The organism is Flavobacterium sp., assembly GCF_039595935.1.
In the GTDB taxonomy this organism is placed as follows: domain Bacteria; phylum Bacteroidota; class Bacteroidia; order Flavobacteriales; family Flavobacteriaceae; genus Flavobacterium.
In genome coordinates, this window is record NZ_JBCNKR010000006.1 from 1,497,956 (window position 1) to 1,515,549 (window position 17,594).

A 17,594-nucleotide genomic window follows, 5' to 3' on the forward strand; every position below is an offset into this window, starting at 1 on the left:
TAATCTGCATCAGGTATTTGTACGGTAATTCAGTGTTAAAAGTAAAAAAAATCCTCAACCAATTTAAGTTGAGGATTTTAAAATGTTGTTTAAATAAATGTTACTTCAGGAAACTATCCAGTAAAATCTGGTATTTGCGCCCAACAGGAATCACTTCGCCGTTAGACATAGTAAGGTTTTTAAACGTAACAGCAGAGATTTTGTTGACATTTACAATATAAGAGCGATGAACCTGAACAAAACTTGAACTGTCAATTTCTGAGGCTATGCTCGAAAGCGAACCATAGACAATATGAGGCAAATTGAACCTGGTACAATAGAGTTTCATATAATTGCCCAGACTTTCGATATAAATAATGTCACACAGCGGCATATCAATATTTTGTCCGTTTAAGCGGTACGAAAGAACTTTGGTATCAGTATTGTTTTCTTTTTTCAGGCTATTTCCGGAGAAATACGTTTTAGCTTTTTCAATCGCTTTAGCAAATTTATCAGGTGAAATGGGTTTTAGCAGATAATCAATCGCATCGTTTTGGTAGGCTGAAAGTGCAAAATCAGAATAAGCCGTTGTTACAATCGTGAGCGGTCGGTTGGGTTGGAGTTCCATTAATTCGACACCGGAAATAACAGGCATATTAATGTCCAGAAAAATAATATCATATTGGTTGGCATTAAGCAGTTTGAGCGCTTCCATTCCGCTGAAAGCACTGTCGGAATGCTCCAGTTCATCAAATTTTGAAATATGCGAAGCCAGCGCTTTATGTGCCGGCGATTCATCGTCGATTATAAGACAGCGGTAGGTAAGTGCCATATACTTAATTTTACAACAAACATATTTTTCTCTTTTTTACAGCTTAAGTCATGTCTTAAACGGTAAACTTCTAAACGTCTTTTTAAGTTTTCAATTCCAATTCCCGTACTCGAAAGTCGTGATCCCGAATCGATAAAATTGTTTTTTATTGTAAAAGTCAAATTTCGGGATTTTACTTCTAAATCTATTATAATAAAAGGCTCTGCCGTTTCAGAAGAGAATTTTACCGCATTTTCTACCAAAGGCAAAAAGAACAAAGGCGGAATCTCTATTTCATCAAAATTGCCGTTAAAATTTTGGGTCACATTTAAGCGATTGTTTCTAAAGGTATAATATTCAATATATTTTTTCACGAAAGCAATTTCTTCTTCAACCAAAACATAATCTTTTTTTGTGGCCTCGATTTGGTAGCGCAGCATATCAGAAAGATTCAGGATTCGGTCAGGTACTTTATCTGGTTCAGACAAGGCTTCTCCATAAAGATTATTCATGGCATTCAGTAAAAAATGTGGATTGAGCTGCTGCTTTAAAAACGAAACTTCAGACTTGAAATTCATAATGTCTTTATCAGCATCCATGATTTTTTTGGTAATCACAACATGAATAAAATAAAAAAACATTCCGTTTATAAGCAATGATAATATCTGAAGTGTTTTAAAATTTTCGAAGCCTACTAAAGGGAAAAACCATTTTATAAAAAAGTAGAAAGAAGACCAGTATGTTAGAAACAACAGAAAGAATATTTTGACCTTTCTCTTAAATAATAATCTCTTGATTATAAAAAGATTAAATATGGTAATCCAGAGAATACAAGGAAAATATCCTATAGCAATTTTACTGACCATGTAACAAAGATCATGACCAGCTAAATGGAGTTCGTCGTACACACAGGCAAAAATGACCAACAAAATGAAGGTATGTACGATGAGGTTTCTTAGGAAGAAATTTTGGTAAATTTTGAGAACTTTCATGTCGGCAAAAATAGTCTAATATTATAGTTTATAGCTATTTGTAAATAATAATTTATTCAAACGCCATTCGTATAAATGATACGCCATTGGTATAAAAAGACTATTGTAATACGTATGTCTAAAGTATTTTTGACTTCGAATTTAAACTATCATCCAAAACCAAAATAAATAGTTATGGTTGTTGAAATTTTTAAAACAAACGTCATTAAAGAATCTGACAAAAATTACATTACTGCAGTTATTCAAAATCAGTTTCCTGATTATAAAATCAATTTTGATCTTGAAGACTGCGACAAGATTCTTCGTGTAGAAGGTGTTGAACTTCAATGCGATACTATAGTAGATTATGTAAATTGTCTGGGTTATACCTGTATTCGTTTAGATTAACATTTTATTAAATAAAACAGGTAAAAATACGCAGCTGAATATTTCAGTTTATAAATAGTTTTGTGTGCTGTTTTCTACTAAAATTAAACCATTAAAAATGATAAGTTTCATTCTGTCGCTTTTTGTCTTGCTTTTACAACAGTTTTGTTAGAATAACTGTTTCGGTTTAGTATTGATGCTTTTTCAACTTGAAAAGGATAATCATCTTTTGGGCATTATTTTTTACATTTGTGCCTTATGAAAAAAGCATTCCAACTCTTCGATTTTACCCAAAAGGTCAATTACAAAAATGAAATTTTAGCCGGATTAACCGTCGCCATGACGATGATTCCAGAATCTTTGTCGTTTGCTATTCTCGCTGGATTTCCACCTTTAGTTGGCTTATACGCCGCTTTTATTGCCGGGTTGGTTACAGCCATTTTTGGCGGAAGACCCGGAATGATTTCGGGCGGAGCAGGAGCAACTGTAATTGTTTTGATTGCCTTAATGAAGTCGCACGGAATTGAATATGTTTTTGCAGCCGTGGCTCTTGGTGGTGTTGTGCAAATTTGTATCGGACTTTTTAAACTCGGAAAATTTATTCGTTTAGTGCCGCAGCCTGTTATGTTTGGTTTCGTAAACGGATTGGCGGTGGTAATTTTCATGTCGCAGCTGGAACAGTTTAAAACCATAATAAACGGACAAGTTTCCTGGCTTCAGGGAACGTCTTTGTATATTATGCTGGGTTTGGTTGCTTTGACGGTTGCCATTGTTTTGATTTTTCCTAAAATTACAAAAACAGTTCCTGCTTCATTGGTGGCCATTATGGTGGTTTTTGCTTTGGTAATTATCTTTAATATAGAAACTAAAACGGTAGAAGATATTGCTTCTGTTCAGGGCGGATTTCCTCCGTTTCATATTCCAAATATTCCAATTTCTTTTGAAACGCTGAAAATAATTTTTCCTTATTCTGTAATTGTGGCCGCCGTTGGTTTGACTGAAGGTTTGCTTACGCTGAATTTAGTTGACGAAATTACCGGAACTCGCGGAAACAGCAATCGTGAATGTATTGCACAGGGAAGTTCGAATATTCTAAACGGATTTTTCTACGGAATGGGAGGCTGTCCAATGATTGCGCAGACTTTGGTAAACCTTGGCGCGGGTTCACGTGCAAGACTTTCGGGAATTATCGCGGCATTAACAATTTTAGTAATCATACTTTTTGGAGCGCCTGTAATTGGAAAATTACCAATGGCGGCTTTAGTAGGAGTAATGATGATGGTGGCGATTACTACTTTTGAATGGGCAAGTTTCAGAATTATTAATAAAATGCCCAGACACGATATTTTCGTTGGAATTTTGGTTGCTTTAATTACAATTGTATTGCATAATCTGGCTTTGGCGGTTTTAATTGGTGTGATTATTTCGGCTTTGGTTTTTGCCTGGGAAAGCGCCAAAAGAATTCGTGCCAGAAATTTTATTGATGAAAACGGCGTGAAACATTATGAAATTTACGGGCCTTTATTTTTTGGATCTGTAACTACTTTTCTGGAGAAATTTGATGCGCAGAATGATCCTGATCATGTTATAATTGATTTTAAAGAAAGCCGTGTTTCTGATATGTCGGCAATAGAAGCTTTGAATAATTTGACAAAAAAATACCGTCAGGAAAACAAAATTATAGAACTGCAATACCTAAGTGCAGACTGCAGGCAATTGCTTAAAAATGCCGATGCCGTTATTAATGTCAATGTAATTGAAGATCCGACTTATATTGTAAGTTGAAATAAAACCAACATAAATTAAACAAATAAAAAAGATATCCCAATTTGTATGGAGAATACTTACTTAATTTCAAAAGCAGTAAAATATATTAAGGAGGATTATTATGATTTTGCTATTGAAGATTTATTAATTAAAGATGGAGCATCTCAATATGACGTTTATAAGTTGCTTGAAGAAGCCAAGAAAATAGTATTTGAAGAACAAATTAATAAAACAGCTAAAAAATATAAACTGTTTTTTGGGGTAATTGTCTTTCTTATTATAGCAACTCTATATTATTTTCTATTTGTTTTACCAGAGCAGATAGAATCATCTTCGGCTTTTTATCCATTATTAGGTTCTTCTCTGACTTGTTTTTTAGGTTATTTAAGTATTGCTTTTTATAAAAGCTGGGACTTAGAATTTCTTCGTAAACATGAAACGATCAATATTAATTATAGTTTCTTGGTTATAATGTTGTTGCCCTGTGTCATCTTATATTTTTTTATCGCAGCAGTATTTGAAAATACAGCAGAAGAAATTTTAAAAAAGAATCAAATTGAAGTTGAAGGAACAGTAATTTCAGGAAGCGAAAACGAAACCAGATACAAAGGGAGTTCTATAAAGGATGCAGTTGTTGTAGTGGAATTTAAAACACTGGAAGGAGAAAAAATTATTGTTTCTAAGGAAGTATCTCCTTATGATTTTGATAAGTTTTATTATCGCCAGAATGTAAATTTGATTTATTCTAAAACAAATCCGCACAATATTAGTTTTCTGATTTCGAATGAAGATATGAAAACGTTTAAAAATTCAGCAGAAAGAGATATTACAATACAGGATCTGGAAAACTTAATCGATACTGAAGAGAATAAAATAAAAGAAAAATTGGATAAATTGGCTTATGGCTGGGCATATAGCGCATCTAATAAAATATGGTATAATGAAAGGAAAAATATCGGAATTGGATTTAAGAAGAATTCGATACGTTATATTGCTCTAAATGGAGAATTAGCACATTTTTTTCTGGAAAAAGCAGGTTATGAAGCAGTAAACAAAGAAGATTCTAATTTTGCTTCTAAAGTGTTTGGTGTAGGTTTGTTGTATAAAAAAGGTGATTTAATTGCTGTTATTGAAATGATATCTACTAAAAATGGCGAACCGCCAATGTCTATTACGACTATTCAAAGATTGTAAAATAAAAATATTAATTCCCTAAATTGATTAAAGTATAATGAATTATCTAATCATTAAAAGATTGATTTTTGTAACTTTACAAAATGAAACTCACAGAAACCTTAGAAGATTTTTACACGATCAAAGTAAACGGAATGCCCGAGAATCTTAAAAAAGAAATCGGACATTTTAATGTTTTTAAATTAGATGATTTCGTTGGAAGTATCTGCAAGCCATTTCCATACACCAGAAAAGACTTTTATAAAATAAGTTTGATCATCGGAAAAAACAAAGTGCATTACGCAGATAAGATTGCCGTTATTGAAGATCAGGCTTTGTTTTTTGCTAATCCGCAGATTCCTTATAATTGGGAACAAGTTGATGAAAATCAAACGGGATTTTTCTGCATTTTTACCGATGCTTTTTTTAGTCAGTACGGAAATTTAAAAGAATATCCATTATTTCAGCCGGGCGGAAATCCGATTGTTCCGATTTCTATGGAACTGGCAGAATCTCTAAAAACGGTTTATTTAAGAATGTTTGATGAAATCAATTCTGATTATGCTTTTAAATATGATGTGCTTCGAAATCTGGTTTTTGAAATTATTCATCTTGCGCTAAAAACGCAGACTGTAACTACTTCATTATACAGTAAATCAAACGCTACAATTCGAATTTCATCTTTGTTTTTAGAATTATTAGAAAGACAATTTCCAATTGAATCCATAACACAGCAAATTAATTTTCGTTCGCCTTCAGAATATGCAAATCAGTTAAATGTACATGTGAATCATTTGAATAAAGCTTTAAAAGAAACAACAGGAAAAACCACTTCGCAGATTATTTCTGAAAGAATTGTTCAGGAAGCGATGATTCTTTTAAAACAAACCAATTGGAATATTAACGAAATAGCCTGGTGTTTAGGTTTTGAAGAATTGTCTCATTTTATCAATTTCTTCAAGAAAAATGTTCAGGTTTCGCCTAAAAACTATCGTTTGGCAGAAATTGTTTGATTTTTGTAACTTCTTGCTTGATTGCTTTAATATTTGAGCTGAACTTCGACCATACCTTTGTCATGTAATTATAAACGTAAAAATTTAAAATCATGGACAATAAAAAAGTTTGGTTTATCACAGGTGCTTCAAAAGGCATCGGATTAGAATTGGCTAAAAAATTATTAGCAGAAGGTTATAAAGTCGCTGCAACTTCAAGAAGTGAAGCTTCTTTAATTAAAGAATTAGGAACTACATCAGACAATTTTCTTCCTCTAGAAATGGATTTGGTTGACGAAAAAAGCGTGAAAAATGCTATCGACAAAACTATAAATCATTTTAAAACAATTGATGTTTTGGTTAATAATGCTGGCTACGGATTATTAGGAACGCTTGAAGAATTAACAGATAAAGAAGCCAGAAAAAATTACGAAGTAAATGTTTTTGGATTATTAAATGTAATTAGAAATACAATGCCAATTCTACGTGCAAACAAGTCTGGGCATATTTTTAATATTTCTTCTGTTGGAGGTTATTATGGAGAATTTCCGGGCTGGGGAATTTATTGTTCTACAAAATTTGCCGTAGCAGGATTGACAGAATCTTTATCTGCAGAAGTTAAACCTTTTGGAATTCACGCAACTATCGTTTATCCGGGTTATTTCAGAACAGATTTCTTAAAAGATAGTTCTTTATTGCTTCCGGAAAATCCAATTGCAGAATATAAAAACGTAAGAGAGTCTGAAAGCGCTCACAAAGAAGATATTAACGGAAATCAGCCGGGAGATCCAGTAAAATTAGCAGAAGCTTTGATTAAAGCTGCTGAAGATCAAAATCCACCATTGCATTTGTTTTTAGGTGAAGATGCCTTTAATATGGCAAACCAAAAAATAGCAAGTGTTCAAAGTGAATTGGGACAATGGAAAGAAGTTTCTGTTTCAACTGGTTTTTAATTAAATAATTGATTCCTATTTTTTGTAGAGACGCACAGCTGTGCGTCTCTACAAAAAATAGGGTCGTATTAAATATTTAAAATTATCTAATTTTCTCATTGACACATTATCTAATTCACCAACATCGATTTTACATCATTCAACTTTCCATCAATCTGATCAATTTGCAGACCTAAAATATGAGCAATTAAAGGATAAACAGAAACATTTGGAAAGGTTCTAACTGTTTTATCTACTTTAAAGGCAGGACCTTTAGCATAAAAAATGGCGTGCATATCTTTATTCTTATTGTCATAGCCGTGTGTTCCGCCTTTAATATTTTGGGATTCTTTACTCACTAAACTCCATCCTTTATCTGCTTCAATAACAAAATCATGAACACGCGGATTGGTCCCGAAATGTAGTCTCTTAGGAATTTCGGTTGATTTCCAGAATTTAATATGAGGAACTTTTCTTAAAGCATTAAAAATAGAATCCTGATAACCGGATTTTGCCTGAAGACTCATAATAGGGTTAATTACATCTTTATAACCCAGCCATTCTGGTTTTAGGTAATCAAGAACAGCAACTTTTTTATCATTAGAAATATCGGCCATTCCGTGATCTGAAACAATAATTAAATTGATTTGTTTTCCGATAGGCAATTGATCTAGTTTTCTGGATAATTCTCCCATAATAGAATCCATTTTAATAACCATTTTTTTGTTTTCTGGCGAAAGCGGACCAAAATTATGTCCGGTATGATCAGGTTCATCAAAATATAAAGTCACTAAATGCGGACGCTGCTTTTCTGGAAGCTGTAACCATTTTAAAATAGTATCGATTCTTGCCCCATAAGGAATTTTGTTATCGTAATTTTTAAAATAACTTGGATTTCTTTTATCAATATCAGAACCTGGCCAAAAGAAAGAACCTGCTTTTACACCTTGCTGTTCTGCCAGATTCCAAATTGGATTTCCGCCATAAAATCTCGAATCATTTTTTGCATTTGATGATAATGAAAATGATTGATTTAAAGCAGCATCATAAAAAACATTATTAATGATTCCGTGATGATCCGGATAAAGTCCTGTTACAATCGAATAATGATTTGGAAAAGTTTTAGTTGGATAAGATGGTTTCATTGACTTTGCATGAACACCTTCTTTTGCAATTTGCTTTAAATTCTGAAGGTTAAACTGCTTTTGATAATCCCAGCGAAAACCGTCCATTGAAACCAAAACAACATAATTTTCTTTGCTGGATTGTGCTTGTAAAATAAAGGAAAGTAAAAGAAAAAATAAAGATAGGAGAGCGGTAAAAGGCTTTTTCATTATTGATAATTATTATGAAGCCGCAAAGGTAGAGATAACAGATTTTTTAAAGAAAAAGAGAATGTTAAATAAAAATGATAGCCACGAATTCACGAATTTATTTTTTTATAATCTTTATCTATATTTTTATTAGCCACAGATTGCACAGATTAAAAAGAATTATAATTTGTGAAAATCTTTTTAATCTGTGGCAAACAAATTGTATGCAAAGATTTGAAAAAAAATAAATTCGTGAATTCGTGGCTATAAAAAAAAGCGCCAGAAGTAAATCCAGCGCTTTTAAATTGTAAGAAGAGAACGATTACATCATTCCTGGCATTCCGCCTCCCATTGGCATTCCACCTCCGGCATTTTCTTCTTTAATATCGATTAATGCACATTCTGTAGTTAAGATCATTCCAGAAACAGATGCAGCATTTTCAAGAGCTACACGAGTTACTTTTTTAGGATCGATAATACCAGCAGTAAGCATGTCTACATATTCGTCAGTTTTTGCATTGTATCCAAAGTCACCTGAACCTTCAGAAACTTTAGCAACAACCACAGAACCTTCAAGACCAGCGTTTTCAACGATTGTTCTTAATGGAGATTCAACAGCACGAGAAACAATTTGAATTCCGGTTGCTTCGTCAGCATTGTCAGCTTTAAGATCAGCTAAAACAGCTTTAGCTCTTAATAAAGCAACACCACCACCAGCAACAATTCCTTCTTCAACAGCAGCACGAGTTGCGTGTAAAGCGTCATCAACTCTGTCTTTTTTCTCTTTCATTTCAACCTCAGAAGCTGCACCCACATAAAGTACTGCAACACCTCCGGCTAATTTAGCTAAACGTTCTTGTAATTTTTCTTTATCATAATCAGATGTTGTAGTTTCCATCTGACCTTTAATTTGGTTGATACGGTTTTTGATGATATCAACTTCACCAGCTCCGCTTACGATAGTTGTATTGTCTTTATCGATAGAAACTCTTTTTGCGTTTCCTAACATTTCGATAGTTGTATTTTCAAGAGTATAACCTCTTTCTTCAGAAATTACAGTACCACCAGTTAAGATTGCAATATCTTCTAACATTGCTTTTCTTCTGTCTCCAAAACCTGGCGCTTTTACAGCAGCAATTTTAAGAGCACCTCTTAATTTATTTACTACAAGTGTAGAAAGAGCTTCTCCGTCAACATCTTCAGCAATAATCAATAATGGCTTACCTGATTGTGCAACTGGCTCTAAAACCGGAAGTAATTCTTTTAAAGAAGAAACTTTTTTGTCATATAATAAGATGTATGGAGAGTCTAATTCAACTTCCATTTTCTCTGGATTTGTTACGAAGTATGGAGAAAGATATCCTCTGTCGAACTGCATACCTTCAACAACATCTACAAAAGTATCAGTTCCTTTAGCTTCTTCAACAGTGATTACACCTTCTTTACCTACTTTTGCGAAAGCAGTAGCGATTAACTCACCAATAACTTCGTCGTTATTTGCAGAGATAGAAGCAATTTGTTTGATTTTATCAGAATCACTTCCCACAACTTTAGCTTGTTTAGATAAGTCAGCCACGATAGCTTCAACAGCTTTATCAATTCCACGTTTTAAGTCCATTGGATTTGCACCAGCAGCAACGTTTTTAAGACCTTCTTTCACAATAGCCTGAGCCAAAACTGTAGCAGTTGTAGTTCCGTCTCCTGCTAAATCATTGGTTTTAGAAGCAACTTCTTTCACCATTTGCGCACCCATATTTTCTAATGCGTCTTTTAATTCGATTTCTTTTGCAACCGAAACACCATCTTTAGTAACTGTTGGTCCACCAAATGATTTTCCGATAATTACATTACGACCTTTTGGTCCAAGTGTTACTTTTACCGCATTTGCTAATGCATCAACACCACGTTTTAATCCGTCACGTGCTTCAATATCAAATTTTATATCTTTTGCCATTTTTTTGTTATTTGCTTTAGGCAGTAGGCTTTAAGCTTTAGGCTTTTCTACTGCTGGTTAGTAATTTTTTTATTGCTTTTATTTGCTTTAGGCAATAGGCTGTAAGCTTTAGGCTTTTTGAAAAGCGTATTGCTTAAAGCTTACAGCCTATTGCTGTATAAGCACTTGTTTTAATTTATAAATTTTGCTTTTTATGCTGTTGATTTTTTCTATTTGATTTTCTGCAATTTCTTTATTTAGATATTGTAGATCTTTAGCTAAAATCAAAAGGTATTCTGTTTCATTGGCAGAACCCAAAGCAATGTTGAGAAATTGATTAAATTCTTTGTCGCTATTTCTTCCGCATCCTTCACTAATATTAGTTGGAATTGAAGATGATGCCCTTCTTATTTGACTTGTTAGTCCATAAAGTTCTTCTTTTGGAAAATAAGAAGTCAATTTATAGATTTCTAAAGTAAAAGAATGACTTAGCTGCCAAATATCATATTTTTTAAAATCTCTCATTTTTTGAGGCTTTAAGCTTTAGGCAGTAGGCTTTAAGCTTTTCAGGAAAGCCTATAGCTTACGGCTTACGGCTTACAGCAATCTTTAGATAATCGCTAAAATATCATCCTCGCGCATGATTAAATAATCAGTGCCTTCTAATTTTAGCTCAGTACCTGCATATTTTCCGTAAAGAACAGTATCGCCAACTTTTACAGTCATAGTATGATCTTTAGTTCCGTTTCCTACTGCAACTACAGTTCCTTTTTGTGGTTTTTCTTTGGCAGTATCCGGAATAAAAATTCCTGAAGCAGTTTTCGTTTCAGCTGCTACAGGCTCAATAAGTACGCGGTCAGAAAGCGGTTTAATGTTTAAAGCCATGATTTTATATTATTATAAGTTATACGTTTTTTAATGTTCTATAAACTTTCAGAAATTGTGCCATGCTGGTAAAACTGACATTATTTCTTAAAAAAAATGCCAGCTTTGACAGGCTGGCATTTTAATTTATATTTAAAATATTATTTTGCTGCTGGTGCTGCCGGAGCAGGAGTTTGTTGAGCTGGCGCAACAGGTGTAGTTGCAGGCGCTTCTGTTTTATCGATAATTTTAGAAGTTTTATCACCTAAAGCTCCAGTGAAGCTTAAGCTAGAAAGTAAAATTAAAGAAATCAAAATAGTAGCTAGTGTCCAAGTACTTTTGTCTAAAAAGTCAGTTGTTTTTTGTACACCACCTAACATTTGAGTTCCACTGATAGTAGAAGATAATCCGCCTCCTTTAGGGTTTTGTACCATAATCACTACGATCAATAGAAAGCAAACTATTGTGATTAAAACTAAGAAAATTGTAAATGTGCTCATTGTATTAATTGTTATTGTTATTTTGTTGTAAAATCTTTATATCCGAAATGCGGTCTGCAAAGAAACTAATTTTTTCTGGATATTTCAAAATTAATATTTCATATGCTTGTATGGCCTTCGTATATTTCTTTTGTTCCAGATATACACGGGCTAAAGTCTCCGTCATTAAGTATGAATTCTCCTCTTCATTTATATTAAATTGTATAGGAGGATTTGCCATTGTTGGTTTTATTGGAGAAATTTTTGGATTTGCTTCAATAAATCTGTCAATTATTTCTGCCTTTTTCTTCTTTTCTTCCTCCGGCGAAACGGTTTCAGTAATTTTTATTGTTTTTTTTTCACCGTTTTCTGTTTCGTTTGAAACTTCATTAGATCGGTCAATTGGTTCAGCTCTTGATAATTGAAGCCATTCCTGAAATGAATGTTTTTCGTTGAAAGAAAAATCGATTGGTTTTCCTATTTCTAAATTTTCCTCTGCTTCTTTTACATCCTGCGGAATTTCGATTTCTGGTATTTCTGTTTCAGCAGCTGTTTTTTCTATAATTTCTTCAACAGCTATTGGTTCTTCAATAATTGCATTTTCTTCTGCAGCTGGAGTTTTCTCAAAAGTAACGGATGAAGCCTCTTTAATAGAAACTAAAATTGATTCCTCGATTGGGTCAACCTGTACTTCCGGAATTTCATCATCTACAAATTCATCAAAAAAAGTAGCTTTTACAACTGGTCTTTCAATAATTGAATCTGCAGCAGGTTCTTCAGCTTTTGCAGTTTCTTTAAAAGTATTTAAAATTTCTTCATCGCTGGGAGCTGCGATAGATTCTTCTATTTCAGGTTTAATTTCTTCTGTTTCAGATTCAGTTACTTCTTTAAACGTATTCAATATTTCTTCTTCGCTAGGGGTAAGAACTGATTCATTAACAATCGCTTCAACTTTTATTTCTTCAATTTCTGTAGTTTGGTTAAAAGTGTTGTCTGTTTTTTCTTCTTCCAAAACTGCAATTGGTTCTACAGTTGTTGATTCGGTATTTTCTTCAATTTCGGTTACTTCTTTAAATGAATTGAATATTTCCTCTTCATTAATAATTGCGAAAGGTTGTTCATCAGTTAAATCCTGAATGTTTTCCTCAACTTCAGTTACTTCTTTAAAAGTACTTAGTATTTCTTCTTCACTAGGAATTATGATTGCCTGCTCTTCGACTTTTACAGGTTCTTCTTCCTGAATTAAATTTGACTGCTCTATTTTTGATGGCTCTTCAAAAATTACTGTTGTTGCTTCTTTTATTGATTTTAAAATAGATTGTTCTATAGGATCAATGCGAATCTCCGGAATTTTTACAACAGGTTCAAATGTAACGATTTCACTATCATGAACTTTTATTTCTAAAAGCTCTTTTAATTTTTGATCGTAAAAATCATTTTGAATTGAAGTATAAGTCTCAGAAGTTATAAAATCAAACAAAACAGAACGATCTGCAGTATGTGCTGCAGTTACTTTTAAGGCATAATTATACTTAAAACTGTTTTGACTGTAAAGTCCTTTTAATCGAAGCGCTCTTGCACTTTGAAAATATGGAAATTCATTCAAAACACCTCCTAACGCTTCAGCCTGATTTTCTGTAATAGCATCAGGTTTGTTCATTAAGTATGTATAATCAGTAACGTTCATTGTTTTTTGTTTAATCGTTTGTTTTTTTTTTGTTTAATCGGTTAACTGTTTATCTGTTTAACTGTTTGGTTTCGTTTCTTTTGCCGATTTAACAAATAAACGGTTTAACAGTTAAACCAAAAACTACCATTTGGCCAGTGATTCGTTAAAGATATCTTGTGTGATTCTTTCAAAAATTGTTTTAATAGCTTCGTTTAATACGGCTCCTGTTGGGAGTGATGTTCCGGCAAAATCATAATAGAATTCGAATGTTTTTTCGAAATCATCTGCTTCTTTCTTTTTGTTTGTAAATCTTACGGCAATACGAATCGTTAAACGGTTTTGTGCCGCACCGACATCACCAGTTGATGTTACGGCAGTTGCTGTCATTGGAGTAATTCGGTAATCGATAATCTCTCCTTCATAAGCTAAATCACCACCAGCGCTCACAAGGTTTAAATTGGTTTGATTCATAATCAAATCCTGTAAGGCTAATGTAAAATCTCTGTCAATTCCAGGTTCAACCAAATCAGCATTATTATGAAAAAAGCTCACCTGGAAAGTTTTTGCATCAATTGTTTTTGCTCCTGTAAAGTTGTAATATTTACATCCGCTGAATGTTGTCGCGATTAAAAGAACAAGAAGATATTTTAGGTATTTCATTATTATTTTATAAAGATTGTTTTGACAGTTTGCTACCGGCTGGGTCAAAGATATTCATTTCGTTTAAAACATTTTCTTGTCTTAACGTCTTTATAAGAAGTTATAAGTCAAATTGTTTAATTTTTCGATATAAAGTTCTCTCAGAAATACCCAATTCATCAGCGGCAGCTTTTCGTTTTCCTTTATTTTTTTCTAATGATTTTTTGATCATTTCGATTTCTTTTTGTTCTAAACGCAAAATTTCTTCTTCTTCGATCGTTTCGGCAAACAAATAATTGTCTTCCGGAATTTGATAATTTTCTTCTCGCACTGCTGGCGACATAACAGCAGTTCTTGGTTCTTCTTCAAAATCAATTTCACTGTCTGTTTCCTGCGAACCATATATCTTTTGAATTAAATTCGGATTGATGTCCTGCATTTTCGAACTGCCTCCGTTTTTCATTAATTCTAAAGTCAGTTTTTTCAGGTCGTTCAGGTCGCTTCTCATATCAAAAAGAACTTTGTATAAAATGTCCCTTTCGGTACTGAAATCACTTTCTTTTTTACTGTCGTTAATAACCGAAGGTAAATTGCTTCCTTCGGCAGGCAAGTAAGATTGTAAAGTAGCAAGGCTGATATCGCGATTGGTTTCTAAAACTGAAATCTGTTCGGCTACATTTCGAAGCTGACGAATATTTCCGCTCCATCTGAATTTTTGTAGAAGCTGAACAGCATCGTCATCCAGTCTTAATGGCGGCATTTTGTATTTATGCGCAAAATCGGCGACAAATTTCCTGAACAATAAATGAATGTCGTCATTACGTTCACGTAAAGGAGGTAATGTGATTTCGACTGTACTTAAACGATAGTACAAATCTTCACGGAATTTCCCTTTTTCGATTGCATTAAACAAATTCACATTTGTTGCCGCAACAATACGAACATTTGTTTTTTGAACCTGAGATGAACCTACTTTTATAAATTCACCGTTTTCAAGTACACGAAGTAATCTAACTTGTGTTGTTAGAGGTAATTCTCCAACTTCATCAAGAAAAATGGTTCCGCCGTCAGCTACTTCAAAATAACCTTCACGCGTGCTTGTAGCTCCTGTAAAAGCGCCTTTTTCGTGTCCAAAAAGCTCACTGTCAATTGTTCCCTCCGGAATCGCTCCGCAGTTTACGGCAATATATTTACCATGCTTTCTGTGCGAAAGCGAATGTATAATTCTAGGAATGTTTTCTTTACCAACACCACTTTCCCCAGTTACCATAACCGAAATATCAGTTGGAGCAACCTGAATGGCTTTTTCGATGGCACGATTTAATTTTGGGTCATTACCAATAATCTCAAATCGTTGTTTTATTGCTTGAACTGTTTCCATTTGTGTTTTGTTTCAAGTTTTTTATTTGTTTCAGGTTTCAGGTTATGTCTGAAACTTAAAACATTGGCTTATATTTTTGCCACAGATTAGAATGATTAACACAGATTACCTAAATTATAAAATATATCTTTTATATTGAAGGGATTTTGTTTGAAAATTTACAAGTAATCCTATTTCAGAATCTGATAGTTTAATGTAATTTAAAATCTGAGCAATATGTTCATTTGAAAATTCTTTTATTGCTTTTACTTCTAAAACGATGTCCTCATTAATAATAAAATCTGCATAAAACTTATGAGGTAAAATAGTTCCCTTATACTCAATTGAATATTCTTTTTCTCTTTCAAAAGGAATATTATTTTCTTTAAATTCTAATTCTAAAGCGTCTTTGTAAACGACTTCTAATAGACCTGGTCCAAGATTTCGGTGTACTTCCATACAGATTCCAATAATCTTGTAAGTATCTTTTTCTCTATAATGTTGCATAAATATTTTATTTACCACAAATCTAAAAGAAATAAGGAAAGAAAAATAATACAAAAATCATTTTAATCCTTTTAATCTGTGGCAAAAAAAATCAATTCATGCTACTCAAACCAACTGCTTCACCTTTTAAAGTTCCACTTGTACAGCTCGTGATTTTTACGTTTACGAAATCTCCAATTTTATAATTCTCTTTTGGGAAAACAACTGTTATACTTTGCGAGTTTCTTCCAGAGAATTCATCTTTAGATTTTTTAGAAACTTTCTCTACCAAAACTTCAACTGTTTTTCCAACGAATTCTTCGCTTCTAAACCACGCATGTTTTTGTTGTAAGTCTACAATTTCTTGTAATCTTCTTGCTTTAGTTTCTTCTTCAACATCATCTTTCATTTTTCTTCCGGCCAAAGTTCCAGGACGTTCAGAATAAGAATACATATAACCAAAATTATATTTTACATATTCCATTAAGCTCATTGTATCTTGGTGATCTTGTTCTGTTTCTGTTGGAAAGCCAGCAATCATATCTTGCGAAATCGAAGCCTCCGGAACAATTGCTCTAATTTTGTCAATCAAAGCCATATATTCTTCACGTGTGTGCAGACGATTCATTTCTTTTAAAATTCTATTGCTTCCAGACTGAACCGGCAAATGAATATGTTTACAGATATTTGGATATTTTGCAATAACATGTAAAATGCTTTCGTGCATATCCTGCGGATTTGAAGTCGAAAAGCGAATACGCATTTTAGGGAAACCAACCGCTACCATTTCAAGTAATTGATCGAAATCTACTGCAGTTGCTTTCTGCATTTCAGACGCGTTTACGAAATCTTTTTTCAAACCGCCGCCATACCAAAGATAACTGTCAACATTTTGTCCAAGAAGCGTAACTTCTTTATAACCATTATTCCACAAATCCTGAATTTCATTCATGATACTTTGTGGTTCACGACTACGTTCACGTCCGCGTGTAAAAGGCACAACACAGAAAGTACACATATTATCGCATCCGCGGGTGATTGAAACCAAAGCAGTAATTCCGTTACTCATCAAACGAACAGGCGAAATATCCCCATATGTTTCTTCTTTTGATAAAATAACATTAATGGCGTCGCGTCCTTCTTCAACTTCAGCTAATAAATTCGGAAGATCTTTATAAGCATCCGGGCCAACAACTAAGTCAACTATTTTCTCTTCTTCTAAAAATTGACTTTTTAAACGCTCAGCCATACAGCCTAAAACACCCACTTTCATTTTTGGGTTCGTTCGTTTTACGGCGTTGTATTTTTCCAGACGTTTACGAATTGTCTGTTCAGCTTTGTCACGAATCGAGCAGGTGTTAACCAAAACCAAATCAGCTTCTTCTAAAACTGAAGTTGTATTGTATCCTCCATCAGACAAAATGGAAGCTACGACTTCACTGTCTGAAAAATTCATTGCACAGCCGTAACTTTCTATAAAGAGTTTTTTAGTATTCTCAGGTTTATTTTCTAAAACAAGACTTTCGCCTTGTTTGCTTTCTTCAATAATCTTTTCCATTGTAAAAATTCAAAGTGCAAAGATAGGGCAAATGTGTTCAATATGACAAGATGGCAGAGAAGAAATTTTAGATTTTAGATTTCGGATTTTAGAATGATAAAGAAAATCTGTTTAGAGGAATTAAAATAATTAAATAACCACAGATTAAAAAGATTAAAATGATTTCTCAAAGCTTTGTGTGCTTTGCGAAAAAACTTTAACAAACTTTGCGTTAAAAAATAAATCTAGAAAAGCAGATTTTACGTTTATAGAAATTATGATAAGTAATTTCAGAATCTAAA

17 protein-coding genes are annotated in these 17,594 nt (G+C 33.2%); 5 read left to right on the plus strand and 12 right to left on the minus strand.

Annotated elements, in window-relative coordinates; translation table 11 throughout:
- Positions 1–100 precede the first annotated feature (100 nt).
- Together ABDW27_RS16350 and ABDW27_RS16355 are read right to left on the minus strand one after the other, a co-directional pair.
- Positions 101–811: a LytTR family DNA-binding domain-containing protein gene (locus tag ABDW27_RS16350; RefSeq protein WP_343696862.1), complete on the minus strand. Its 711-nt coding sequence runs from the start codon at positions 809–811 to the stop codon at positions 101–103.
- The gene (locus ABDW27_RS16355) at positions 784–1,431 is read right to left on the minus strand and encodes a histidine kinase (RefSeq protein ID WP_343696863.1); all 648 of its coding nucleotides are present in this window, start codon (positions 1,429–1,431) and stop codon (positions 784–786) included. Before ABDW27_RS16355 ends, ABDW27_RS16350 begins: the two co-directional genes overlap by 28 nt.
- A gap of 525 nt (positions 1,432–1,956) precedes the next feature.
- Here ABDW27_RS16355 and ABDW27_RS16360 point away from each other — a divergent pair.
- From ABDW27_RS16360 to ABDW27_RS16380, 5 genes are all read left to right on the plus strand, one after another.
- Positions 1,957–2,169 carry a hypothetical protein gene (locus tag ABDW27_RS16360; protein ID WP_343696864.1) on the plus strand — a complete coding sequence of 71 codons (213 nt, stop codon included), beginning with the start codon at positions 1,957–1,959 and terminating at the stop codon, positions 2,167–2,169.
- A gap of 237 nt (positions 2,170–2,406) precedes the next feature.
- Positions 2,407–3,933 (plus strand): SulP family inorganic anion transporter, encoded by a 1,527-nt coding sequence (locus tag ABDW27_RS16365; RefSeq protein ID WP_343696865.1) that lies wholly within the window; start codon positions 2,407–2,409, stop codon positions 3,931–3,933.
- Positions 3,934–3,981: 48 nt separating this feature from the next.
- Positions 3,982–5,109 carry a hypothetical protein gene (locus ABDW27_RS16370; RefSeq protein ID WP_343696866.1) on the plus strand — a complete coding sequence of 376 codons (1,128 nt, stop codon included), beginning with the start codon at positions 3,982–3,984 and terminating at the stop codon, positions 5,107–5,109.
- 83 nt (positions 5,110–5,192) lie between these two features.
- Positions 5,193–6,101, plus strand: a complete 909-nt coding sequence (locus ABDW27_RS16375) for a helix-turn-helix transcriptional regulator (protein ID WP_343696867.1) — start codon at positions 5,193–5,195, stop codon at positions 6,099–6,101.
- Between the two features lie 92 nt (positions 6,102–6,193).
- A complete protein-coding gene (locus ABDW27_RS16380; protein WP_343696868.1) occupies positions 6,194–7,033 on the plus strand; it encodes an oxidoreductase in 840 nt (279 codons plus the stop codon).
- 110 nt (positions 7,034–7,143) lie between these two features.
- Here ABDW27_RS16380 and ABDW27_RS16385 read toward each other — a convergent pair whose 3' ends face one another.
- The 10 genes from ABDW27_RS16385 to miaB all read right to left on the minus strand — a co-directional run bounded on the left by ABDW27_RS16385 (position 7,144) and on the right by miaB (position 17,313).
- Complete coding sequence (locus tag ABDW27_RS16385; protein ID WP_343696869.1) at positions 7,144–8,346, minus strand: ectonucleotide pyrophosphatase/phosphodiesterase; 1,203 nt, start codon at positions 8,344–8,346, stop codon at positions 7,144–7,146.
- Between the two features lie 301 nt (positions 8,347–8,647).
- Entirely contained in the window at positions 8,648–10,279 is a 1,632-nt protein-coding gene (groL, locus tag ABDW27_RS16390) for a chaperonin GroEL (protein WP_343696870.1), read from the minus strand.
- Between the two features lie 147 nt (positions 10,280–10,426).
- On the minus strand, positions 10,427–10,783 hold the full coding sequence (locus ABDW27_RS16395) for a four helix bundle protein (protein WP_343696871.1): 357 nt from the start codon (positions 10,781–10,783) through the stop codon (positions 10,427–10,429).
- 84 nt (positions 10,784–10,867) lie between these two features.
- The gene (locus ABDW27_RS16400; protein ID WP_008467105.1) at positions 10,868–11,143 is read right to left on the minus strand and encodes a co-chaperone GroES; all 276 of its coding nucleotides are present in this window, start codon (positions 11,141–11,143) and stop codon (positions 10,868–10,870) included.
- Between the two features lie 140 nt (positions 11,144–11,283).
- Positions 11,284–11,622, minus strand: a complete 339-nt coding sequence (gene secG / locus ABDW27_RS16405; RefSeq protein ID WP_343696872.1) for a preprotein translocase subunit SecG — start codon at positions 11,620–11,622, stop codon at positions 11,284–11,286.
- Between the two features lie 4 nt (positions 11,623–11,626).
- Positions 11,627–13,288: a hypothetical protein gene (locus tag ABDW27_RS16410; RefSeq protein WP_343696873.1), complete on the minus strand. Its 1,662-nt coding sequence runs from the start codon at positions 13,286–13,288 to the stop codon at positions 11,627–11,629.
- Positions 13,289–13,411: 123 nt separating this feature from the next.
- The gene (locus ABDW27_RS16415; RefSeq protein ID WP_343696874.1) at positions 13,412–13,930 is read right to left on the minus strand and encodes an LptE family protein; all 519 of its coding nucleotides are present in this window, start codon (positions 13,928–13,930) and stop codon (positions 13,412–13,414) included.
- Positions 13,931–14,030: 100 nt separating this feature from the next.
- Positions 14,031–15,290, minus strand: a complete 1,260-nt coding sequence (locus tag ABDW27_RS16420; protein WP_343696875.1) for a sigma-54 dependent transcriptional regulator — start codon at positions 15,288–15,290, stop codon at positions 14,031–14,033.
- Between the two features lie 114 nt (positions 15,291–15,404).
- Positions 15,405–15,776 carry a GxxExxY protein gene (locus tag ABDW27_RS16425; protein WP_343696876.1) on the minus strand — a complete coding sequence of 124 codons (372 nt, stop codon included), beginning with the start codon at positions 15,774–15,776 and terminating at the stop codon, positions 15,405–15,407.
- A 91-nt stretch (positions 15,777–15,867) separates the two neighbouring features.
- Positions 15,868–17,313 carry a tRNA (N6-isopentenyl adenosine(37)-C2)-methylthiotransferase MiaB gene (gene miaB, locus ABDW27_RS16430; protein ID WP_343696877.1) on the minus strand — a complete coding sequence of 482 codons (1,446 nt, stop codon included), beginning with the start codon at positions 17,311–17,313 and terminating at the stop codon, positions 15,868–15,870.
- Between the last annotated feature and the right edge of the window lie 281 nt (positions 17,314–17,594).